The sequence below is a fragment of the Streptomyces angustmyceticus genome, from assembly GCF_019933235.1.
GTDB lineage: Bacteria > Actinomycetota > Actinomycetes > Streptomycetales > Streptomycetaceae > Streptomyces > Streptomyces angustmyceticus.
In genome coordinates, this window is sequence record NZ_CP082945.1 from 597992 (window position 1) to 615958 (window position 17967).

Annotated in this window: 35 protein-coding genes and 1 pseudogene; 2 read left to right on the forward strand and 34 right to left on the reverse strand. The window is 69.3% G+C overall.

What is annotated here, in order from left to right:
- Positions 1-116: 116 nt before the first annotated feature.
- On the forward strand, positions 117-335 hold the full coding sequence (locus K7396_RS02955) for a hypothetical protein (RefSeq protein WP_086721603.1): 219 nt from the start codon (positions 117-119) through the stop codon (positions 333-335).
- A gap of 166 nt (positions 336-501) precedes the next feature.
- On the opposite strand, the gene K7396_RS02960 is transcribed toward K7396_RS02955, so the two are convergent.
- The 18 genes and pseudogenes from K7396_RS02960 to K7396_RS03045 all read right to left on the reverse strand — a co-directional run bounded on the left by K7396_RS02960 (position 502) and on the right by K7396_RS03045 (position 9395).
- Entirely contained in the window at positions 502-792 is a 291-nt protein-coding gene (locus K7396_RS02960; protein WP_152104213.1) for a hypothetical protein, read from the reverse strand.
- Positions 779-1087 (reverse strand): hypothetical protein, encoded by a 309-nt coding sequence (locus K7396_RS02965; RefSeq protein WP_086721602.1) that lies wholly within the window; start codon positions 1085-1087, stop codon positions 779-781. The genes K7396_RS02960 and K7396_RS02965 overlap by 14 nt, the downstream gene beginning before the upstream one ends.
- A gap of 53 nt (positions 1088-1140) precedes the next feature.
- Complete coding sequence (locus K7396_RS02970) at positions 1141-1464, reverse strand: hypothetical protein (RefSeq protein ID WP_152104212.1); 324 nt, start codon at positions 1462-1464, stop codon at positions 1141-1143.
- Between the two features lie 28 nt (positions 1465-1492).
- The gene (locus tag K7396_RS02975) at positions 1493-2209 is read right to left on the reverse strand and encodes a DUF6354 family protein (protein ID WP_174886809.1); all 717 of its coding nucleotides are present in this window, start codon (positions 2207-2209) and stop codon (positions 1493-1495) included.
- 67 nt (positions 2210-2276) lie between these two features.
- Positions 2277-2540, reverse strand: a complete 264-nt coding sequence (locus tag K7396_RS02980; RefSeq protein ID WP_086717163.1) for a hypothetical protein — start codon at positions 2538-2540, stop codon at positions 2277-2279.
- A complete protein-coding gene (locus tag K7396_RS02985) occupies positions 2540-2797 on the reverse strand; it encodes a hypothetical protein (RefSeq protein WP_086717164.1) in 258 nt (85 codons plus the stop codon). Before K7396_RS02985 ends, K7396_RS02980 begins: the two co-directional genes overlap by 1 nt.
- 88 nt (positions 2798-2885) lie before the next feature.
- Positions 2886-3173 carry a hypothetical protein gene (locus K7396_RS02990; protein ID WP_086717165.1) on the reverse strand — a complete coding sequence of 96 codons (288 nt, stop codon included), beginning with the start codon at positions 3171-3173 and terminating at the stop codon, positions 2886-2888.
- Positions 3170-3340, reverse strand: coding sequence for a hypothetical protein (locus K7396_RS02995; RefSeq protein ID WP_167392738.1), 171 nt, complete (start codon positions 3338-3340; stop codon positions 3170-3172). The genes K7396_RS02990 and K7396_RS02995 overlap by 4 nt, the downstream gene beginning before the upstream one ends.
- Positions 3337-4275, reverse strand: a complete 939-nt coding sequence (locus K7396_RS03000) for a DNA cytosine methyltransferase (protein WP_223659588.1) — start codon at positions 4273-4275, stop codon at positions 3337-3339. The genes K7396_RS02995 and K7396_RS03000 overlap by 4 nt, the downstream gene beginning before the upstream one ends.
- Positions 4272-5282: a DNA cytosine methyltransferase gene (locus K7396_RS03005; RefSeq protein ID WP_086717166.1), complete on the reverse strand. Its 1011-nt coding sequence runs from the start codon at positions 5280-5282 to the stop codon at positions 4272-4274. Before K7396_RS03005 ends, K7396_RS03000 begins: the two co-directional genes overlap by 4 nt.
- On the reverse strand, positions 5279-5590 hold the full coding sequence (locus K7396_RS03010; RefSeq protein WP_086717167.1) for a hypothetical protein: 312 nt from the start codon (positions 5588-5590) through the stop codon (positions 5279-5281). Before K7396_RS03010 ends, K7396_RS03005 begins: the two co-directional genes overlap by 4 nt.
- The gene (locus K7396_RS03015) at positions 5587-5850 is read right to left on the reverse strand and encodes a hypothetical protein (RefSeq protein WP_143589071.1); all 264 of its coding nucleotides are present in this window, start codon (positions 5848-5850) and stop codon (positions 5587-5589) included. Before K7396_RS03015 ends, K7396_RS03010 begins: the two co-directional genes overlap by 4 nt.
- Complete coding sequence (locus K7396_RS03020) at positions 5847-6041, reverse strand: hypothetical protein (protein WP_086717169.1); 195 nt, start codon at positions 6039-6041, stop codon at positions 5847-5849. Before K7396_RS03020 ends, K7396_RS03015 begins: the two co-directional genes overlap by 4 nt.
- Positions 6038-6310, reverse strand: coding sequence for a hypothetical protein (locus K7396_RS03025; protein WP_086717170.1), 273 nt, complete (start codon positions 6308-6310; stop codon positions 6038-6040). Before K7396_RS03025 ends, K7396_RS03020 begins: the two co-directional genes overlap by 4 nt.
- A 13-nt stretch (positions 6311-6323) precedes the next feature.
- On the reverse strand, positions 6324-7679 hold the full coding sequence (locus K7396_RS03030) for a replicative DNA helicase (RefSeq protein ID WP_086717171.1): 1356 nt from the start codon (positions 7677-7679) through the stop codon (positions 6324-6326).
- Positions 7676-8122, reverse strand: a complete 447-nt coding sequence (locus K7396_RS03035; protein WP_223660462.1) for a hypothetical protein — start codon at positions 8120-8122, stop codon at positions 7676-7678. The genes K7396_RS03030 and K7396_RS03035 overlap by 4 nt, the downstream gene beginning before the upstream one ends.
- Positions 8123-8479: 357 nt before the next feature.
- Positions 8480-8674: pseudogene (locus K7396_RS35880) on the reverse strand (helix-turn-helix domain-containing protein); the annotation flags it as partial.
- Positions 8675-8825: 151 nt separating this feature from the next.
- The gene (locus tag K7396_RS03045; protein WP_086717173.1) at positions 8826-9395 is read right to left on the reverse strand and encodes an endonuclease domain-containing protein; all 570 of its coding nucleotides are present in this window, start codon (positions 9393-9395) and stop codon (positions 8826-8828) included.
- Positions 9396-9480: 85 nt separating this feature from the next.
- Between K7396_RS03045 and K7396_RS03050 the strand changes: the two genes are divergently transcribed.
- Entirely contained in the window at positions 9481-9729 is a 249-nt protein-coding gene (locus K7396_RS03050) for a hypothetical protein (RefSeq protein WP_143589072.1), read from the forward strand.
- A 53-nt stretch (positions 9730-9782) separates the two neighbouring features.
- Here K7396_RS03050 and K7396_RS03055 read toward each other — a convergent pair whose 3' ends face one another.
- The 16 genes from K7396_RS03055 to K7396_RS03130 form a co-directional block, all read right to left on the reverse strand.
- The gene (locus K7396_RS03055; protein ID WP_086717175.1) at positions 9783-10043 is read right to left on the reverse strand and encodes a WhiB family transcriptional regulator; all 261 of its coding nucleotides are present in this window, start codon (positions 10041-10043) and stop codon (positions 9783-9785) included.
- Positions 10040-10888: a hypothetical protein gene (locus K7396_RS03060; protein ID WP_086717176.1), complete on the reverse strand. Its 849-nt coding sequence runs from the start codon at positions 10886-10888 to the stop codon at positions 10040-10042. Before K7396_RS03060 ends, K7396_RS03055 begins: the two co-directional genes overlap by 4 nt.
- Complete coding sequence (locus K7396_RS03065) at positions 10885-11025, reverse strand: hypothetical protein (protein WP_158101106.1); 141 nt, start codon at positions 11023-11025, stop codon at positions 10885-10887. The genes K7396_RS03060 and K7396_RS03065 overlap by 4 nt, the downstream gene beginning before the upstream one ends.
- The gene (locus K7396_RS03070; protein WP_086717177.1) at positions 11022-11384 is read right to left on the reverse strand and encodes a hypothetical protein; all 363 of its coding nucleotides are present in this window, start codon (positions 11382-11384) and stop codon (positions 11022-11024) included. Before K7396_RS03070 ends, K7396_RS03065 begins: the two co-directional genes overlap by 4 nt.
- Positions 11385-11454: 70 nt before the next feature.
- The gene (locus K7396_RS03075) at positions 11455-11835 is read right to left on the reverse strand and encodes a hypothetical protein (RefSeq protein ID WP_086717178.1); all 381 of its coding nucleotides are present in this window, start codon (positions 11833-11835) and stop codon (positions 11455-11457) included.
- A gap of 79 nt (positions 11836-11914) precedes the next feature.
- Complete coding sequence (locus K7396_RS03080) at positions 11915-12871, reverse strand: AAA family ATPase (RefSeq protein ID WP_086717179.1); 957 nt, start codon at positions 12869-12871, stop codon at positions 11915-11917.
- A gap of 9 nt (positions 12872-12880) precedes the next feature.
- Positions 12881-13714 (reverse strand): PD-(D/E)XK nuclease-like domain-containing protein, encoded by an 834-nt coding sequence (locus K7396_RS03085; protein ID WP_086717180.1) that lies wholly within the window; start codon positions 13712-13714, stop codon positions 12881-12883.
- A gap of 106 nt (positions 13715-13820) precedes the next feature.
- On the reverse strand, positions 13821-14144 hold the full coding sequence (locus K7396_RS03090) for a hypothetical protein (RefSeq protein ID WP_086717181.1): 324 nt from the start codon (positions 14142-14144) through the stop codon (positions 13821-13823).
- A 55-nt stretch (positions 14145-14199) separates the two neighbouring features.
- Positions 14200-15330, reverse strand: coding sequence for a DNA polymerase III subunit beta (dnaN, locus tag K7396_RS03095; protein ID WP_086717182.1), 1131 nt, complete (start codon positions 15328-15330; stop codon positions 14200-14202).
- Complete coding sequence (locus K7396_RS03100) at positions 15330-15506, reverse strand: hypothetical protein (RefSeq protein ID WP_158101107.1); 177 nt, start codon at positions 15504-15506, stop codon at positions 15330-15332. Before K7396_RS03100 ends, dnaN begins: the two co-directional genes overlap by 1 nt.
- Positions 15507-15556: 50 nt before the next feature.
- Complete coding sequence (locus tag K7396_RS03105; RefSeq protein WP_086717183.1) at positions 15557-16276, reverse strand: hypothetical protein; 720 nt, start codon at positions 16274-16276, stop codon at positions 15557-15559.
- Between the two features lie 80 nt (positions 16277-16356).
- A complete protein-coding gene (locus K7396_RS03110; RefSeq protein WP_086717184.1) occupies positions 16357-16755 on the reverse strand; it encodes a hypothetical protein in 399 nt (132 codons plus the stop codon).
- A gap of 88 nt (positions 16756-16843) precedes the next feature.
- Positions 16844-16993, reverse strand: a complete 150-nt coding sequence (locus K7396_RS03115) for a hypothetical protein (protein WP_158101108.1) — start codon at positions 16991-16993, stop codon at positions 16844-16846.
- Positions 16990-17286, reverse strand: coding sequence for a hypothetical protein (locus tag K7396_RS03120; RefSeq protein WP_143589073.1), 297 nt, complete (start codon positions 17284-17286; stop codon positions 16990-16992). The genes K7396_RS03115 and K7396_RS03120 overlap by 4 nt, the downstream gene beginning before the upstream one ends.
- Positions 17287-17291: 5 nt before the next feature.
- The gene (locus K7396_RS03125) at positions 17292-17630 is read right to left on the reverse strand and encodes a hypothetical protein (RefSeq protein ID WP_086717186.1); all 339 of its coding nucleotides are present in this window, start codon (positions 17628-17630) and stop codon (positions 17292-17294) included.
- Entirely contained in the window at positions 17627-17803 is a 177-nt protein-coding gene (locus tag K7396_RS03130; protein ID WP_158101109.1) for a hypothetical protein, read from the reverse strand. The genes K7396_RS03125 and K7396_RS03130 overlap by 4 nt, the downstream gene beginning before the upstream one ends.
- Positions 17804-17967 lie beyond the last annotated feature (164 nt).

Consider the following 17967-nt stretch of genomic DNA (forward strand, 5'->3'; position numbering starts at 1 on the left):
GCGGTTGATTCACGGCTCCCCTTGGGGCGCTGTGCATATACACAAGCTAGCAGCCGTGCATATACACTGCAACCCCTTCGCTAGACGAGATGCATATACACGTCTAACCTGGGGTCATGGCCAAACAGAGCACCGAACACCACACGCCGCTCCGACAGCTGCGCATCCCCGACGAGGAGTGGAAAGCGCTCGGTGCCTACGTAGGCGACCGGGAGCGCACCCGCGTCGTGCGCGAATTCATCCGCTGGTACCTGCACTGGCCCGGCGCCAAGGCCCCCGACCCGCCGCGCGCCAAGGAACCAGTCACCGTCGACGAGCAACCTGCCGACGCCTGACCTGCCCCGCCCGAGCCGCACGCCGATCGGGGGCGTGCGGCTCTCGCATGCCCCGGTCACGGCCGGCCGTCCACCACGGGCGCCCGTATCTCCAGCCGCACCGGATGCAGCACCGGGCCGAGCACCAGGTAGGCGAACAGGGACGCCAGCAGCGCGCATATCGCCCTCACGCCGCACCCCCATCGGACGGGTTTCTGGGGCTGTGACCTGCGACGGAAGGGTTCCACGCGCGCGGCCCGGAGGCTGACCGGTCGCCGGCTTCCTGGCCCCTACCGAGTACGGCGTCGAGCCGTCGGAGGGCGGTGTCGAGCCCGGCCGCGACACCTTCGTTGACGAGCTGGACGTGTTCGTGGCGGGCGTCTCGCGCGTTGCGTGCCGCCTGGTCGCGGTCGGCGGTGAGTTGGCCCCGGAGGTACTCGAGGACAATCGCGTCGACGGTGTGGTCAGTGGCGGTCACGGTGGGCTCCTTGCTGCCGCGGCCGATAGTCGGTGAGCGGCGGTCCGACCTGCGTGAGCGGGCATGGCGTGTCGTTGGGGCAGGGTTCGTCGCGGGCCTGCTGGCAGAGTTCGAGGCGTTGGCGGCCGGCGGTGAAGCTGAGGCCGGTCCATTCGCTGTCGGGGTTTCGGGCGACGATCCAGTCGGGGCCGACGGCTTCGATGTGGACGCAGTGGTAGTGGTCGCGGCCGAACGCCCCGTAGGCGAATCCGTGGATGGCGTCGCCGACTGCGAGGGGGCGGGCAGGGTTGGGCATGGGCACTCCAGGGTTCGGTGCCCGGCCGCGGTCGGCGGCCGGGCGGGGACAGGTCAGTTGGCGTCGTCGGCTGGCTGGGCAGAGGGCGCGATCAGGCGCAGCCGCGAGGGGTCGTGTTCGTCGTCGTGCACCCTGATGCCGTTGGGGGCGATCCAGCGCGGTTCGTCGCCGGCCGGGGCGACGCGGAGGAGGTTGCGGCTGCCGTCCCAGACGACATCGCCGGGCTGGAAGCCGGGCCGGGTCACCTCGATCTGGACGTCTTTGCTGCGGTAGGTGACGCGTGTGCCGGAGACGAGTTCGATCTCGCCGGACTGCGCGGACTGGACGATGCCCTCGCTGGTGATGCGGACGTGGGCCCCGGGGGTGGGTGGCTTCATGGGTGTCTCCTGGGGTTGGTGAGGGTGGTCAGTTGGTGCCGAGGTAGCGGTAGCCCCTGCGGGGGCGAAAACGGTGGAGGCGGACGCGGGTACGGCGTCCGGACGTTGCGCTTCCGAGGCGTTCGTGGAGTACGACGACCGCGTGGGTCTCGCTGATCTCAACGATGCGGACCGTGCGGCCATGGCTGCGCGGGTCGACGTCCTGCCAGATCTGGCCGACAGCAGGGGGCGGGTTCTCGATACGCCTCAGCGCCTCTCGTTGCGCTCGCAGCGCTCGGCCCTGATCACGTCGGCGCTCGGCCCTCTCCTGCAAGCACGTGCGGCACTGCCGGCCTTCCTTGCACCGGACCGTGTTCGCTTCGTCGTAGGGGTGGCCTTGCGGGCAATGGGTGCGACGCGCCGCGATGGCGAACGGGCTGTTGCTGCGGAGGGCGTTCTCCCGCGGCGTCACGGCTTCGAGGTGATCTGGGTTCACGCAACGCCGATGCAGGCAGCCTTTGCCCCCGGCGCATTGGGCATCCCGCGTGTGGCAGACGTGGTCCAGATGCATCCCGTCGGGTATCGGACCGGCCGTGATCAAGTAGGCGTAGCGATGCGCGTAAAAGTGCACCTTGTCGACGACGAAGCGCCCGTAGCCCTCACGGTCGAGGGGCGGGAGCCATAGCCAGCAGCTCCCCGTCCGATCGGTCTTTGCCCAGAACGCTTCTGCTCGTCGCATCAGCGCCGCGATCTCAAGCTTGCTCATAGGTGCACTCCGATGCAGTGTTGGGCGTGCACCGCCCGGATACGCCCCGGGCGGTGCGCTTGCGTGATCACGGGGTGGGGTGCAGCTGCAGCGGCGGCGTGGTGGGCTTCTTGTTCGCGCCAGGGCGCGCCTCGCCGAGCCAGCCGCGGTGCATCGGCAGCCGGCCGTTCTTCAGCGGCTTGAAGAGGCCGCGCATCCCGGATGGGCTGACGCACTTGTTGCGTGCCGGGCACAGGACGTAGCCGACGGCCCACTCCTGATCGGTGAAGCCGGTCTCCAGGGCGGTGCGCATCTGCTCCTCGCGACTGACCTGCTCGCCACTCATGGTCATCAGCTGGTCTCCTTGCCGGTGGCGCGGGCGGCTTCGGCCCGGAACCAGTCCTGCTGCTGCGGGGTGAGGTCGTCCCAGGGGCCGGTGTCTCGCTGGTGGTTGATGTGTTCGGCACCGGCCAATGCGCGGGCGAGCTCCTCTGTGCGGGCGTCTGACGGCCTGTCGCGGGTTGCGGCGTCCTGGGTGTCGTCGGCGGGCTGTTCGGCGCCCTGCGGGCGGCTGGTGGCCGTGGCGGGGGTTTCCTGCCGGTGGGTCATAGATGCGTCTCCAATACGGCTGTACGGCCGTCTCGCGGCCTCGGAAGGTGGAAGTGGGGAACGGGAGCCCCGCGGGCAATCGCGGGGCTCAGGCGGCTTGCCGCTTGGTCTTCGGCAGCTCGGCCCGCAGCCGGCTCGTGCTGACCGACGGCAGCAGCCGGGACTCCGCATCGGCGACGAGCGCCTCGACCGCGGCCAGCTGCTGGCGCATCGTGTGCATCCGCTGCTGCATGCCGCCGTTGGAGCGGCGCGCAGCGTCAAGGGCGGTGATGCCCGCCTGCAGATCGTCGAGCTCGGCCGGCAGGGCCACGCCGCGGCGGGCCCGGTCGACGAGGTGCAGGATCTGCTTGAGGGTGAGGCTGCGGCTGTCGGTCATCGGTTCCTCCTGGCTCGGGCTGCGGCACGGCGGGTGGCACGGTTCGGGCGGGGCTCCGGCCGGTCGTCGGCGACGATCTGCTCGCCGGTCCAGCGGAGTTCGGTCTCCCAGCGGGCGCCGGGCTTGCCGACGCGCTCGCCGCGGGGGCTACTGCTCGGCGCGGTCATGCGGCCACCTCCAGCTGTGCGGCCGGGGCCAGGTTCGCGGCGGCCGAGACGACGGCGTTGCCGGCCTGCAAGATTTGCTGGCCCTGCCCTCCCGCGAAGCGGAGCTCGGGTCGGAATCCTTGGAGCCGTGCGCACTCGGCGACGGTCGGCCGCAGGTGCGGTAGGTCCCGGTCGAGCCACAGCGGGGTTCCGATGTGCCGCTTCATGGCCTGCCGGGTGCCGTTGCCGAACGGCTCGGCGCCGCCGGTCGCAGTGCCACCGCCGGTGACGGTGGGGGCGGGCCGCTGGGTGTAGCCCCAGCCGATGACGTCCGCCATGGCGACGTGCGGCGGCTGGCCGAGTCCGCCGTGGGTCGGCGCCGGCAGGGCGACCTCGGCGACACGGGAGGCGACGAGCACTGCCCGCTTACGGACCTGGCCTAGCCCGTAGTCCGCCGCGTCCAGCACGCCGGTCTCCGCGGAGTAGCCCCAGCGGCCGAGGATCTCGGCGTACTGCTCCCACACGGGCAGCACTGACGGCACCTGCTCCATGCAGATCCACTCGGGCTGCAAGTCGTAGTGCCAGCGCATGGGTTCGGCGGTGAGGATGCTGCGCCAGTCCCGGCACGCCGCGTTGATTGCGGCCCGGGTGTCCTTGCCGCGGGACAGATCTTCGATCGCCTGGTGGACGAGCGGCAGGTCGAGCAGTCCGAGCTTCTTGCCGGACTTGCCGAAGCCGGGGCACGGAGGGCTGTCGATCTTCCCGCCGGTGCGACCCTTGAAGACCCAAGTCGGGTACTGGGCGACGTCGCACTGGATCGTCGCGTGCCCCGCACCAACCCGGGTCCGGCAGGCCGCCGTGTTCAACTCCAGGCCGACGTCGGCCAGGCCCAGATCACGCAGCGCCTCAGACCAGCCGATGCCAGCGAACCCATGCACGATCAGCTCGTCGCTCATGCCGCGCTCCGCTCGTCGGACGTGACTGGCAGGACCGGAGCAGCAGCCATCAGCCCAATCGGCCGAGGAGCCGACAACGTCGCCGCGGCGATCAGCTCCCGGTAGCCCGCGATGGCCTGCAGCGTGACCACCGAGTTGCCGGCCCGCTTGATCTGCTCCGTGCGCGGCATGCCTCGATGCCCGGTGATGAGTCCCTCGTCGAGGCCCATCACCCACTCCGTGAACGCCGGCGAGAGGCGCAGGTTGCCGCGCGCGTCCGGTGCCGTCGGGGCGGGCGCGGGACGGCCGAGGGCCTGCTCCCAGCGGCGGATGACCGGACCGTAGTCGCGGCCGAGTTCCGGCGCCCTCCACTGCTCGTCCAGGCGGACGGCGAGACCGGGCAGGTAGTAGTTCCCTTGGCCGTCACGCTGATTGGGCCCGCCGTTGGGGCCGTCGCTGGCCTTCGGCGTGGGCAGCAGAGGGCCGATCTTGCCGCAGGCGGGTGCTGGCGCCGGCACCTCCACCGTCACACCCCGGCCGGGGGTGGCGTAGCCGAGGAACCGGGCCCGGGGCATCGGGGCGCCGATCGACGACGCGTAGGTGATCGTCCAGTACAGGTCGTAGCCCACCCGGTTCAGGTGATCCGAGACCACGTCGAGACCGCGACGCTTCAAAGCCGCCACGTTCTCCAGGAACAGCTCGTCCGGGCGGATGGCGTCGACAGCCTGAACCACGTTCCGCCACAACCCCGAGCGTGGATCATCCAGCCCGAGCCGATGCCCGTTGTTGCTGATCCCCTGGCACGGCCAACCGGCGACCACCTTGCGCACGTTCGGGTAGCCGGCAGCCACCGCACGCCAGTCGACGTGGTCGATACCGCCCAGGTTCTCCACCCCGGGCAGCAGGCCAGCCATCACAGTCGCCGCCCACGGGTCCTTCTCCGCGTAGACACTGGTCTCGGCGCCGGTAACCGCCTCGACGGCCTTGTCGAGAGCCCCGACACCGGAGCACAAGCTGAGGATGGTCATGCGGCACTCCGGTCGGTTGAGGTGATGGGAACGGCCAGCACGGTCTCGTCGCCGGGCGCGACGATGAGCGGCAGGCCCTTGACGGAGGCCACGTATCCGGCCGGCTCCTCGCAGGCATCGGCCGCCGCCCGGTAGCCGGCCGCCGACACATGCCCGCCGTCGTCGACGTGCCGCTGCCAGCAGGCACTGCACGGCAGATGCGCGGTGACCACACCGTCACCCACCACGTGGGGGCGGCCGCGTCCGAGCTTGCGCTGCTCGCCCTGGGCCACCCAGACAAGGGTGCCGATCGGCAGGATCTGGATCATGCGACGGCTCCCGTCTGCGCCCGGTGTTCGGCGGGCAGGTCGGTGTCGCACCAGAAGCTGATGGTCAGGTGCAGGCCGTGATCTTCGACGACCTTCCACACGGTGGTGGCGGTGCAGGCGGGGCGTCCGTCCTGCTCGCGGTGGAAGTTGCTGGTGCAGTCCGCAAGGTCGCTGTAGTCGGGCAGCACCCAGCCGGTGTCATCGCGGAAGACGCGGGTCTCGGGGCCGAGCGGCTCAAGTTCGGGGTGCAGGGGCATCATGCGGCTTCCTTCCTGGTTCGGCGCTGGGCGCGGCGGGCGTGCAGTTCGGAGTAGGCGGTCAAGTCCCGGACCGTGGCCCAGGCGTGGCCGCAGCGGGGGCAGCGGTAGCCGTCGACGGTGCGGTCGCCGCGGGTGCGGGACTCGGCGGGGGCTATGTCGCGGGCCAGGCAGGACGGGCAGGAATCGTTCATGACGCCAGCGCCCCCTCGCTCTCGGGCAGCAGGCCGATCAGGTGGCTGATGGCCGCATGCCACGCCTCCTCGGTCCGCAGCTGAGGGGCGTCGGCGCCAGACCGCTTCCAGCCGACGAGCAGGGTGACGGCGGGCCGCAGGGTGTAGGACCAGTAGGCGGAGAAGGACCATTCCGGGTCGCCCTGCGCCTTGATGGCCTCGGCTCGGGCTTGCTCCTCGAGGTCGCGCAGGCGCGGCTCGGCGAGGACGAGTTCGTTCCAGGTGATCACGCTGAGCTCCTTGTCAGGCGGCGCGGCCGAGGGACCGCAGGCGGGCGTAGTGGCCTTGGAAGACCAGGGGGACGATGCGACCGGAGGCGCCGTTGCGGTTCTTCGCGACGATCAGGTCGACCTCACCGGCGCGGGGGCCGGTGTCGGTGCCGTCCTCGGCAAGCTCCCGGTGCATCAGGACAATCACGTTCGAGTCCTGCTCGATCGCTGAGCTGTCCTTGAAGTCCGAGACGATCGGCTGCCGGCCGACGGCGTTGCGGTTGAACTGGGCGAGCGCCACGACGGGGATCTCGAACTCCATCGCCAGCAGCTTCAAGTTGCGGGACAGTTCGGCAACCTCGACGGCCCGGGACTTCTCGCCGCCGCCTTTGCTGTTCTCGGGGGTGAGGAGCTGGAGGTAGTCGGCGACGACCATGGCGGGAGGCGTGCCGCGGGAGGTCATCCACCGCATACGGGCCCGGATCTTGCTGACGGTGAGGCTGGGCGAGTCGTCGAGGATGAAGTTCTCTGCGTGCTGCAGCCGCTCCGAAGCCTTCGCAATCTTCGCCCAGTCGGCGTCCTCAAGCTTGCGGCGGATGAGCCGGTCCAAATTCACGGACGCTTCGGCAGCAGTGAGGCGGGCCATGAGCTCCGAGCCGCCCATCTCCATGGAGGCGACGAGTACGGGCCGGGCCCGGGTCATGGCCACGTGCGCGGCAAGGTTCATGCCGAGCAGTGACTTGCCTCCACCGGTGGCGGCTCCAATGGTGACCAGCTGGCCGGGCTTCAACTCAACGATCTCGTTGAGGTCCTGCCACGGCGTGTCCAAGGCCCGCGGGTCTTTGCCGGCCTCCAGCTCATCGAGGAATCCAGCCCACCGGTCGCTGACGCTGAGCTTGACCTCGATCGCGGAGATACCGGTCGCCGCACCCTGCAGTTCAGCCATGGCGTCATCGACGATGTCGGAGGCTTCGCCCTGCGAGGTGTAGGCCCGGGAGGCGGCCCTGCTGGAAGCCTCGATGACCCGCCGCAGTTGTGCCTTCGCGTAGACGATGTGTGCGTAGTAGTCCGCGTTGGCAGTAGACGGCACGGTCTGCACAAGCGTGTGGAGGTAGGACGCACCACCGATCTTCTCGATGAGTCCGGCACCGGTCAGCTCAGCGGCGATGGTGATCGGGTCGATCTTCGGGTCGCGACCTCGCCCGTACACGTCGCAGATCGTGGTGAAGATGATCTCGTGGGCCGGTCGGTAGAAGTCGTCCGACTTGACGACGGGCATCACCTGGTCGATAACGCTCCTGGGGCTGAGCATCATCGCGCCCAGGACGGCCTGCTCGGCCTCGAGGTGCTGCGGCGGGATGCGCTCAAAGTCTTCGAACTCGTCGGTCATGCGGCTCGGTTCTCCTTTTGGGATGGGTGACAGTTCGGGCAGGGCACGAGGGACCTGATGCCGTTGTCGTTCTCGATCTCGCGGTAGCGGGTCTTCTCGTCGCAGTCCGGGTCGCCGCAGTGCGGCGGCTTGTCGGCATCGGCGCGGTGCTGCTGCTCGCGCTTCGACTGGGTGTCGGGGTGCCAGGGCGATCCGGGTGGCGGCGCCGAGTACTCACGCCAGATTTCGATCAGCAAGGTCCCGAAGCGGATCGGGTTGCGCGGGTTCCAGCGGGTGGTGGCGATGTTGACGAGGTACGGCACGCCGTGGCTCTTCATCAGCTGCTGGACGGTGATCCAATGCAGGTCGCTCATGCGACCCCAGCTGACGGTGATGCCCTTCATCTGGAGGGCGTCCATGAGGGGCTGCGACCAGTCCGGGATCCGACTCCCGTACTGCTGCATGCCTACGTAGTTAGAAAGCTTTGGTGGAAGTGTGCTTCCGGTCGTTCCTTCCTGACCTGCGGTTTCGTCGTTCCGTGAAGGGCCCGACCGGGTGGAAGTGTGCTTCCGGTCGGTCCGGGTGGAAGTGTGCTTCCGGTCGTTCTTCTCTGACCTGCGGGTTTGCCGGTTCTCAGGGGTGTTACCGGCGGTTGACCGACCGGAAGTGGGCTTCCGCCCGGTCGACCGACCGGAAGTGGGCTTCCAGTCGGTCGCCTGCAAAATCCGCCTCTTTTCCAAGGCCAGGTCCCATACGAGAGGCCTGCGGTCCGGGGGAAGGTGCGCGACCAGCGACTCGTCCCCGGGCCGGATGAGGCCGGCCTCCTCGAGCGCCTTGAGGTCGTTGCGAACCGCGCGGTCGCTCTTCCGGGCGTACTCAGCCAAGAGCTCCTGCGACGGGTAGGCGCCGCGACCGTGAGCATCGGCATGCCGCGCCAGTCCGAGGAGTACAGGGATCCAGTGGGGCGACACCTCAGGCGCCGATTCCACGACCCACAGCAGGGGCTCTTTGTACACAGCGGTTCCTCTTCTGGCGTTGCAACGGGTTGGTCAGGGCTGGGTGTTCAGCCCGCGGGTCCAGCGCGCGGCAGCCGCGTTCGATCTGGTGCAGGGCTCCTCTCTTCGAGGGCGTTCAGGCATGGGGAACCAGGCCCATCAGGCGGTGTCGTCAGCGCCTCTTCGACAGAAGTTCGATGAGCTGCCCGACCTGCTCGCTGGTGAGGTTGACCCGAAGCTTTTCGGCAATCGCCGGGATCTCCCGATCCAGACGGATGTGCGGAACCCTGGGGCTGGGCGGAGGCTTCGGCATGATCCGGTCGCGGACGGCATACGGCTTCCTGCTCCGTATGCACTCCTCCGCGAGTTGCAGCTCCTCCGCGCTCGGGGCGCCAAAGGCGTTGCGGTGGTAGGTCTGTGCCTGTTCGACCCACGGGAGCGAGGAGGGGCCCCATGTGGTGGTCCGATCGTGCCGAGACATCACCGCGTTGCACTTGTCGCAGAGCAGTCCGCGCACGAAGAAGACGCCACCGCCCTCGAAGTGATCTATGACCAGTGATCCGCGGACCGTCTTCTTCTCTGGCGTTTTGCAGAGCTCGCAACGTCCAGCTGCCCGGAGTCGAAGTCGGTCGTACTCGTCGCAGGTCATGCCGTACTTCATGAAGTGGGTACAGGCATTCCCCGGGGTGGCATGACGGTTCTGGGTGCGCCTGTTGGGCTTGGCCACGGGGTCCGTTTCCATGATGACGAGAATAGCGTTCGCGGTCCGCGTTCACAATGCGCGTTGGCGTAGCGCGTCCACGAGATGTCGTGGCACTATGTGCAACATGGACACCCTCGACACGGAGATTCAGGCCGCAGCCAAGAAGCGAGCTAAGGCCGAGGACGCCTTCAAGCGCGCCGACGAAGAGCTGCGAGACCTCCTGGTCAAGGGGCGGGCGGAGGGGAAGGGCCCGTCGCACATGGCGAAGCTGACCGGCTTCACCCGCGAGTGGGTCGCGAAGATCGCCCCCGATCCGAAGAAGGCCGGCTACCACGCTGCTGTCGTGCGCCGCATGAACAAGTCCGACGACTGACATCCCTCTCCCCTCCCTTCTCGCCCCGCGTTTGCCGCGGGGCGTTGGTGTGTCTAGGCGGCTGGCTTTCGGCTGCGGCGGTGTATGGCGGCGCGTTCGCGCGGTGTGGTGCCTCCTCGGACCCCGCAGCGGAGCGCGGCGGGCAATCCGCGCTCTTCGACGAGCGCCGTCTCGAGGCAAATGGCGATCACGGGACAGTGGTCGCAGACCTCCCTCAGCTCCTCGACGACGGCGGGCAGGCACACGTCGGGGACGAATTCGTCGGGGTCGTGGTGGCGGCAGAGGGCCTGGTTGCGCCAGTCGCGGGGGCTCATGCGGCGGCCTCCAGCCCGTCTTGGGGGTGTTCGCGGAGAGCCCGGTCGACGCTGAAGCGCGAGACGTTGAGGCGTTCGGCGGCTTGGTCGCGGTCGAGGCCGTTGGTGGTGATCAGCCAGTGGGCGTCCTGGGCGATGATTTCGGCCCGGAGGAGGCCGTGCATGGGCTCGAAGTCGGGGTCGTCGATTGCCCCGGGGTGCTGGTCCCAGTACTTGGGCGGGGCCCAGTTCTGGCGTGCGGCGTAGGTGCGGGTCCGCTTGGCGACGGTGCGGGTGATGCCGTTGCGTTGGGGCCGCTTGTGTCGCAGTTCGTCGTAACCGTTGGAGACGGCTTGGGCTGTGCGGCCGAAGACGGCTTCGCGGTGGGCGAGGTGGCGGGCGTAACCGGCGGCGATGCCGATGTGGCTGCCGACAGCGGCCAGGGGCCAGCCCATGGCGGCGAGGGCTTGGACGCGGCGGCGGGTGCCGGTGGCATCAACGCGACCGGGCACAAGGTCGTCGAGGCGGACGGCGAGGATTTTCGCCGCGGTGTCGGGGGTGGTGCGCTTCGTGATGCCGCGGCCTTGGCCGAGGTGGGGCTGGGTGAAGAGGCGGATGCTGCACCAGTCGATGCCGGTGATCTGCTCGATCCGGTGCGGGGTGATGCCTGCGGCGTGAAGCTCGAGGAGGTGTTCGCGGACGGGGGCTGCGTCGACGAAGGGCTTCCAGGTTCCGGCAGCAAGAGCGTGCGCTCGGGCGCGGTACCAGTCGTTGTAGCGAGTGACGCAGTCGGGGCGCCGGCAGCGGTAGTCGGTGTAGCAGGTGAGGGCGTTGTGGTGCGGGGCTTCGCGGACGGCGGTCGTCACGTTCGGGGCTCCTTCCGGGTGTTGCGGCGGCTGGCGGCGGGTGCGTGGTAGAGGGCTTCGAAGGCGGCGAGTCGGGAGTCCAGGCGGACGGGCCGGGGGCGGCGGAGGCGGGCGGCGAGCGCCCGGAGCCGGTTCATGCGGCGGCCTTCCGCGGCCGGCGGGCCTCAGCTATCACCAGGCCCTTGACCGACAGGCGCCAGACTCCGAGCCGATGCCCGTGGGTGGCCGGCGAGGTGGAGGGCACGACCTGCCCGGTGTGCTCGATGATTCCGGCGGTGCGCAGGCTGTTGATGGCGGAGCCGATGTAGCCGTGCCCCATCTCAGGCAGCAGGTCGCGGAGCAGGTTGGCGCTGAAGGTGTCGTTGGCGAGGCCGACGGCGAACACGGCCTGCTCGACGAGGAACCGGTCCCAGGTGCTGGCGGCGGCGATCTGCTCGAGGGTGGCGTCCTTGTCGGCGGCAGCGAGACGCTCTGCCGGGGTGAGGGGGCGAGGCATGCGGTTCTCCGATCAGGTGTGATGCTGGAGGGGTGGCCGGCCCGCACTGCCCGCGGGCCGGCCGGGGGTCTTACTGGGCGTTGCTGTGCGCGTCGAGTTCGGCGGCCCGCGATTCGCGCCGCCTGGTGGCGCGCTCGTTGAACTCGGCGATCCACTGGTCGGGGTCGAAGCTCAGCGCCGTGGCGATTCGGTATGTGGGGCCAGCCAGGTCGCCTCGGACGAGCGTGTCGTGCAGGTGCTCGGCCAGCTCTTCGGCGGCCTTGGGGGCGTGCCGGCGGAGCATCTCCAAGGCCAGAGCGGCGACGTAGCCGTTGACCGCTCCGTGAGTGTGGGCTTCACGGAGCCAGCGGTCATTGATGCGCTCATCGACGAGGAGGTCCGCTTCGATAGCGCTGCGGATCATCGCTTCAACGAACTCGCGGGGCTTCTTCGGCGTCTCGGGAATGGTCACGTGTGGTCTCCGATCGGTTGTGGTGTGCTTGGGTGGGGCCCCGCCCGATTTGGGCGGGCGGGGAACCCCGAGGCGTCGACTAAGCGGCGGACTTGAGCGCGGTACCGCGCTCCTTGATGTAGGCGCCGAGATTGGTCGGCTTGCCCGTCTGCGGATGCATCAGCGGCGTCGCGAGGGCACTGGATGCCTCGACCTCGCGGTAGAGGGTGAGCAGGCTGTCCGGGGTGGCGTCGGTGGCCTTGGCGGAGTCGATCCACGCGGTGGCGTCGATCTCCTTGCCGCCGTCGCGCAGCCAGTCCAGGTAGGGCTTGGCGATGTCACGCGCCCCGTTGGGCTGGTTGAGGACGAGGCCCCGGAAGGAAGGGCAGCGGGACTTGATGAAGCGGAGCCGGTTGGCCTCGTCCATCTCGGCGGCCACGCCGAACTCGAACTCGATGCCCTTGCGCTGCTCGGCGCGCATCCCCTTGTTGACCGGGGAGCCGTTCTCCAGGACCCAGTGCACGTAGGACCGCATCGTTACGACGACGTGGCCCGGGTAGGCCATGAGCGATTCGATCATTTCGTTCTGGAGCGGGGTGCCGTCCTTCCAGCCGGCGAACTTGTTGCCGCCGTACTTGGACTTGGCCTTTTCGACCTGGTCGAGGGTGCCGTCGGTGCCCTTCCAGTAGTGGGACAGGGAGTCGACCATGACGACGGGGTAGCGTGCCTGCGCTGCGGCGGCCAGGGCTTTCTGCAGGTCGCGCGGGTCGTACCGGTGCATCGGCAGGGTGTCGAAGGAGACGTCGAGGTCGTTGACGTACAGGGCGGCGGCGCCACGCTCGGTGTCGATGACGGCGAAGCGCTGGCCTTCGGCCAGGCCGCTGGCGATGGACAGCCCGGTCCATGTCTTCCCGGAGCCGGAGGGGCCCTGGATGGCGACGGTGGCGTTGAAGCCGTCCTTGGTGGCGGGCCGGAAGGTGAAGGGGCCGTCGTCGTACTCGTCGGTCTGCGGCTGCTGCTGGCGGCCGGCGCGGACGGGAGGGGGAAGCTGGCTCATGGGTGACTCCTAGGCGTACTGGCGCTCAACCCAGGTGGGGAGCGCGGTGAGAGGTGCTTCGAGATATCCGGGCCATTCGCCGGTCTCCCGGCAGTGGGCGTAGGTGTAGAGGGCCCGCTCGTTGAGGTGCCGGCCTATGTCGCGTGCGACCTGGTCGCAGGTGGTGACGACCACCAGGTACGGCGGGTCCTTCTCCTGGATCACGAACTGCATGGGCAGTTCGGGGTCGATCAGGTCGAGGGCGATCCCGCCGTCGGTGTAGAACTCCTGCTGCTGGTGGTAGCCCCAGTCGTGGAACATGCGGCCGAGGTCGTCGGGGTTCGCGGACTTGGTCGTCTTGTAGTCGACGATCTGGCCTTCGTTGCGGAGCCAGTCGAGGCGGGATCGGCGCCAGATGCCGCGGTCTTCCCAGAACAGGGACTGTTCGGCGACGCCGCTGCCGGGCTCGAGGAGGGCGGCGGCTTCGGGGTTGGCTCGGAGGGCGGCCGCCATGGCGTGGACCTGGTCGAAGGCGGCCCGCTTGAGGGGGATGTTCCCTTCGGCGCGGATCGCCGCGACCTCGGCCTTTGTGACGTTGCTGTCCCAGCGGGCGGCGTCGACGAGGACGAGTTCGGGGCCGTCGTCGAGGACGAGTTTGTGGGCGGCGGTGCCCAGTTCGAGGTTCGGCTTGGTGGGTTCGGGGTGGTCGAGCCAGTACTTGAACTTGGCGGGGCATTCGGTGGCGAGCTTGCGGGCTCCGGTGGAGGAGAGGCTGCCGCCGGGGATGGGGTCGGAGTGATACAGCTCGGCGTCGATGTCGTAGAGGCCGGGCTCCACCGCGGTCTCGGCGGCGACGGCGGTCACGACGAGGCCTTCTTGATGCAGCCTTCGCAGCGGTACGAGCCGTCGGGCCGCCGCTCGAAGGGGCCGTCGGTGTCGCCGCAGCCGGTGCAGCGGATCATGTCGTCCATCAGCTGGCCACCTTCAGGCTGGCGCGGTCGATGGAGCAGGGCCCGCAGTCGGGGTGTCCGCAGTCGTTGCCGAGCTGGTGCTCAACGGCCCGGTTCCAGGCGTAGCCGTGGTGCAGGACGACGGCGTAGCAGGTGGGGCTGTACTTGCCGTCGAGGAGTTCGACGAAGCAGGCGTTGTGTTCGGCGGCCACCTCGAGGGCGGTGACCAGGTCGGGCTGCTTGAGGACGTCGTCCGGGCCGAGGACCCACACGGCCCACTCGATCTCGGGGATTCCGACCATCTGCCGGTCTGGGCCGAAGAGGCGGATGCGGGATTGAGGCATTGCTGTTCTCCTTGGTGGTGGCCGCCCCGCACTGCCCGCGGGGCGGCCGGCGGGGTCAGGCGGCCGTGGCCTTGTGCGGTTCGCGGATCGGGATGACGAGGTACCGGTAGGTGTCGTCGCCCGGGTCGTGCAGCAGGGCCGGCTTCGCGGCGGTCGTCAGGTCCATCTCGATGCGGCCGGTCAGCGCCGACAGTCCGTCGAGGAGGAACCGCGGGTTGATCGCGAGTTCGAACTCGTCGAGGTCGCCCTCGTAGTCGGCGGGCGTCTGGAGGTTGGCGGCGCCGTTGTCGCGGGCCCAGATCGAGGCGTTGCCGCTGGTGTTGAACCGCATCCACACCGGCTTGCCTTCGCCTACGACGGTGGTGACGCGCCGCATCGTGTCGGCCATCTCCTCCGCGTCGAACCAGGCAGTCCCGGCGAACTCCTTCGGGAAGAGGCTGTCGATGCGCTGCGGGAACGTGGACGGTTCGATGAGCATCGTGGTGACCTGCCGACTGGCAGTGGCCATGCCCGCGGTGCCAGCGCCTGCGGCCGGCAATGCCAGGTGCAGTTGACCGGTGGAGAAGGCGCGGACGTTGTCGGCGAGCACCTTGCCGGGCACGACACCCATGCCGCCGGTGGTCTCGCCGGTCGGCTCCCAGGGGATGTAGGCGTCGGCGATCCGGTATCGGTCGGTCGCGGCGATCTGTAGCTGGTCGCCGCGGGCGGTGAGCCGAACCCCGGACATGCCGTAGGTGGAGCCGGTCGCCTTGGGGTCGACTGCGGCCTTCACCCGGCCGTAAGCGGCGGCGAACTCGGCGCCGTCGACGGTCCCGATCATGGCGGGCATCGGCGGCAGCGTCGGATAGCTGTACCGGTCGAGGGCGTCCAGGTTGAAGGCCGCGCCGTGGGCGGTGATCTCGGCTTGCTTGTCGGTGATGTTGAGGGTGATGTCGGTCTTGCCGAGGGAGGCGACGATGTCAGCGAACAGCCGGCCAGCCAGCACTGCGCGTCCTTCGGTTTCGACGTCGGCGTCGATGACGCTGTGGGTAGCGGTCGTCCCGTCGAAGGCGCTGACCTTGAGCCTTCCAGAGGTCGCGTCGAGGAGGAGACCGAGGAGCGTCGGATCCAGGGGCTTAGTGGGGAGCTGCCGGGCCGCCCACTGAGCAGCCTCGGCGAGCTCCGGCTGGGGAACGCGGACCTTCATCAGGCGGCGCTCCGCATCTCGTCGCTGTCGAACGGCAGCTGCTCGGCCTGCGGGGCGCCGGGCTCGTCGGCGGCGAGCACCTCGACGAGCGTCGGCCGGTCGATGGGCCAGGCCGCGCAGAGGCGCCTTCCTGTGCCGGTGACGGCGGTGTCGGGGAAGAGGGCAAGCTGGTCCATGAAGTACTCCTGTGGGGAGGTGTCGAATGTGTGCGGGTTGGGGTCGCGGATCAGCGGACGATGTGGTCGTCCATGTTTCGGACGGTGACGGTGCCGTCAGCCTCAGCCAGGTGGCGGCCGAGCAGGTGGCGATGGTGACTGCCGCAGCCGTAGCGGAGCCGCCAGCGGCCCTCGACCTGGTACCGGTACTGGTAGACGCCGTCGTGTCCGCCCCCGCCTAGGCTCCTGGTGCTGCCTGCTCCGCAGGGCCGGTAGGTGCCTGCCGGGTAGCGGGGCAGGGTGCGGCGCTGGACGAAGTGGTGGCCGTCATCGTGCTCACCGCAGTCGTCGCCGTGGGTGCGGCAAAGGAGCGTGAACTCGGGCAGCCACTCGTCGACGGTGAAGTTGTCGCCGCCGAACAGACGGTCAGGGGTGGAGTATTCGGTCAGCTCCCGCACGGCGGCGTCCCAGGTGTGCGGGAACGTCAGTACGCTCGCTGGCCCGCCGACGTTGCCCTGGAGGATCGACCAGTCCCCACTTCGCCAGCGGCCTACCCACATGGCGTGACGCCCGTTGGGTCCGTCGTAGGAGATGCGCAGGGCGTGCGCACGGGCGGCGGCCAGCTGTGTGCGGGTCAGGGTGGCGCCGGAGTGTGCCGGGGTGATGGGCCAGTCGGCCGGCAACGCCGGCTCTGGCAGTGACGGCTTCGGAATCGGAGCGAGCGCGGCGCGGGCGTCCGCGAAGAAGGCGGCGGCCTCGGAATCGTCCGTGGCGAGCAGGTCGATGCTCACTGCGACTCCTTCCGTGCGGGAGGCTGCACTGCAGGGGTTTCAGGCATGGCTGTCCCTTCAGAGGTGCGCGGTGGGGTGTGTCAGGCGGCTTCGGGGCCGCGCCGCTGAAGCGGGATGACGCGGGCGACCGGGCGTTTGAGGCCGGCGAGTTCGCGGCGGAGACGCTCGTTGTCGGCGGCCAGGTGCCGGTTCTGCTGCGCGATGCAGGCGTTGGCCCGATCGACTTCGGTGGCCCAGCCGACGGCCTGCTGCAGCTTGCCGAGGATCCGGGCACGCTCGACGTTGTGCTGCTCGATGACCGTCACGGCGTCGAGGCGCCATTCGAGTTCGACCTGCGCCTCGGCACGGAGCTCGGTGTTGGCGGCCCGCACATCGGCGATCTCCCCGTCGAGACTGTGGAGCTCGCCCTCGAGACGGGTGTTCTCCCGGCGGGCGTCGGCGAGTTGTCGGCGGAGGTGGAGCGTGAGGCGAATGTTCACTGGTCCTCCTTCCTGTTGCCTCGCTGGGAGGCGGCGATCATTGCTGCGGCGGCGATGCCGCAGAGTGCGGCGATCCATTCGGGGCCGGTCACGGGGCGACCTCCTCGACGGCCGATTCCGTGGCGTCCTGGCCGGCGGGAGTCTCGCCAATCCGGTCGCACCAGGCCTCGTAGGACTCGGTCAACCCATCGGCCAGGGACTGGGCGAAGTTCGGGTCGACGGCGCGCGGGGTGTTCATGCGGCCACGCCCTCTCGCCAGGTGCGGTAGATGCTCCGCATCAGGGCCTCGCGGTCGTGTACGCACCGGCGGCAGGGGCAGTCGTCGGGGTGCTGCGGCAGGCGCTTCCTGGCGTCGGCTGCGAGGCCGTGCAGGTAGCCGGCGGCGGACGCGAAGTCCCCGCGCACCACGTGCGTCTTGAGGACGTTGTCGGTGTCCTCGCCACGCTCCAGCGCGGTCTGCCCTTCGCGGTACGCCTGGGTCAGCTGGTCGGGGTTGGAGGTTTGGAGGGTCAGGCCGTCGTCGATCGTCACGATGTTCATGCGACCGCCGCCAAGATCCGGGCCGGCGGGGCTTCCTGCCGGTGGTGGACGGTGAGGATGATCGCGACGCCCAGCTGCGTGGTGTGGGCGGACGACACCCAGCCGCCCAGCGACAGCTGCCGCTGCTGCACAGCCTCGGGGGCAATATCCAGGGCCTGCCGCCACGCCTCGAAGCCGTCCTCGTCGCCGTGCAGCACGACCTCGACGGTCAGCATGGCGCTGAGGGAGATGTGGCCGCGGATGTGGATCTCGGGGGCGGGCAGGTCGGGGTTCTCGTCGACCAGGGCGGTCAGCGTGTGGAAGACGCGGGCCTGGTCGGATGCCTTGAGGATCATGCTGCTACCTCCGGGAGGAACGGGACGCCGGTCGCGTCCATGCACTGCTGGTATGCGTGCCACTCGTCGACGGTCCAGGTGGATTCGGGGCCGTGCTCCTCGACGAACTCGGTGTCGATCCGGGTCCGTTCGGCCTGCTCGGCGTCCTCGACGCGGACGAACCGGGCTGTCATGAGACGCCCTCGGCCCACTCGCCCCAACTGCGGAAGGCATGCGTGCCAGCCAGCAGCGCGTCGTACAGGGCGATCGTCGGTGTTGCCCGGTCGCCCAGCGGGAGGCTCACGGCATGTGCGACCGCATTGCACAGGTCACAGCAGCAGCAGTTAGGGGTGCCGTC

What these genes read in the sequence shown, in the direction of transcription:
- K7396_RS02955 (WP_086721603.1), top strand. Translation starts at nt 117, where the DNA reads ATGGCCAAACAGAGCACCGAACACCACACGCCGCTCCGACAGCTGCGC.
- K7396_RS02965 (WP_086721602.1), bottom strand. Translation starts at nt 1,087, where the DNA reads ATGCCCAACCCTGCCCGCCCCCTCGCAGTCGGCGACGCCATCCACGGA.
- K7396_RS02970 (WP_152104212.1), bottom strand. Translation starts at nt 1,464, where the DNA reads ATGAAGCCACCCACCCCCGGGGCCCACGTCCGCATCACCAGCGAGGGC.
- K7396_RS02975 (WP_174886809.1), bottom strand. Translation starts at nt 2,209, where the DNA reads ATGAGCAAGCTTGAGATCGCGGCGCTGATGCGACGAGCAGAAGCGTTC.
- K7396_RS02980 (WP_086717163.1), bottom strand. Translation starts at nt 2,540, where the DNA reads ATGACCATGAGTGGCGAGCAGGTCAGTCGCGAGGAGCAGATGCGCACC.
- K7396_RS02985 (WP_086717164.1), bottom strand. Translation starts at nt 2,797, where the DNA reads ATGACCCACCGGCAGGAAACCCCCGCCACGGCCACCAGCCGCCCGCAG.
- K7396_RS02990 (WP_086717165.1), bottom strand. Translation starts at nt 3,173, where the DNA reads ATGACCGACAGCCGCAGCCTCACCCTCAAGCAGATCCTGCACCTCGTC.
- K7396_RS02995 (WP_167392738.1), bottom strand. Translation starts at nt 3,340, where the DNA reads ATGACCGCGCCGAGCAGTAGCCCCCGCGGCGAGCGCGTCGGCAAGCCC.
- K7396_RS03000 (WP_223659588.1), bottom strand. Translation starts at nt 4,275, where the DNA reads ATGAGCGACGAGCTGATCGTGCATGGGTTCGCTGGCATCGGCTGGTCT.
- K7396_RS03005 (WP_086717166.1), bottom strand. Translation starts at nt 5,282, where the DNA reads ATGACCATCCTCAGCTTGTGCTCCGGTGTCGGGGCTCTCGACAAGGCC.
- K7396_RS03010 (WP_086717167.1), bottom strand. Translation starts at nt 5,590, where the DNA reads ATGATCCAGATCCTGCCGATCGGCACCCTTGTCTGGGTGGCCCAGGGC.
- K7396_RS03015 (WP_143589071.1), bottom strand. Translation starts at nt 5,850, where the DNA reads ATGATGCCCCTGCACCCCGAACTTGAGCCGCTCGGCCCCGAGACCCGC.
- K7396_RS03020 (WP_086717169.1), bottom strand. Translation starts at nt 6,041, where the DNA reads ATGAACGATTCCTGCCCGTCCTGCCTGGCCCGCGACATAGCCCCCGCC.
- K7396_RS03030 (WP_086717171.1), bottom strand. Translation starts at nt 7,679, where the DNA reads ATGACCGACGAGTTCGAAGACTTTGAGCGCATCCCGCCGCAGCACCTC.
- K7396_RS03035 (WP_223660462.1), bottom strand. Translation starts at nt 8,122, where the DNA reads ATGCAGCAGTACGGGAGTCGGATCCCGGACTGGTCGCAGCCCCTCATG.
- K7396_RS03045 (WP_086717173.1), bottom strand. Translation starts at nt 9,395, where the DNA reads ATGGAAACGGACCCCGTGGCCAAGCCCAACAGGCGCACCCAGAACCGT.
- K7396_RS03050 (WP_143589072.1), top strand. Translation starts at nt 9,481, where the DNA reads ATGGACACCCTCGACACGGAGATTCAGGCCGCAGCCAAGAAGCGAGCT.
- K7396_RS03055 (WP_086717175.1), bottom strand. Translation starts at nt 10,043, where the DNA reads ATGAGCCCCCGCGACTGGCGCAACCAGGCCCTCTGCCGCCACCACGAC.
- K7396_RS03065 (WP_158101106.1), bottom strand. Translation starts at nt 11,025, where the DNA reads ATGAACCGGCTCCGGGCGCTCGCCGCCCGCCTCCGCCGCCCCCGGCCC.
- K7396_RS03070 (WP_086717177.1), bottom strand. Translation starts at nt 11,384, where the DNA reads ATGCCTCGCCCCCTCACCCCGGCAGAGCGTCTCGCTGCCGCCGACAAG.
- K7396_RS03080 (WP_086717179.1), bottom strand. Translation starts at nt 12,871, where the DNA reads ATGAGCCAGCTTCCCCCTCCCGTCCGCGCCGGCCGCCAGCAGCAGCCG.
- K7396_RS03090 (WP_086717181.1), bottom strand. Translation starts at nt 14,144, where the DNA reads ATGCCTCAATCCCGCATCCGCCTCTTCGGCCCAGACCGGCAGATGGTC.
- dnaN (WP_086717182.1), bottom strand. Translation starts at nt 15,330, where the DNA reads ATGAAGGTCCGCGTTCCCCAGCCGGAGCTCGCCGAGGCTGCTCAGTGG.
- K7396_RS03100 (WP_158101107.1), bottom strand. Translation starts at nt 15,506, where the DNA reads ATGGACCAGCTTGCCCTCTTCCCCGACACCGCCGTCACCGGCACAGGA.
- K7396_RS03115 (WP_158101108.1), bottom strand. Translation starts at nt 16,993, where the DNA reads ATGAACACCCCGCGCGCCGTCGACCCGAACTTCGCCCAGTCCCTGGCC.
- K7396_RS03125 (WP_086717186.1), bottom strand. Translation starts at nt 17,630, where the DNA reads ATGATCCTCAAGGCATCCGACCAGGCCCGCGTCTTCCACACGCTGACC.
- K7396_RS03130 (WP_158101109.1), bottom strand. Translation starts at nt 17,803, where the DNA reads ATGACAGCCCGGTTCGTCCGCGTCGAGGACGCCGAGCAGGCCGAACGG.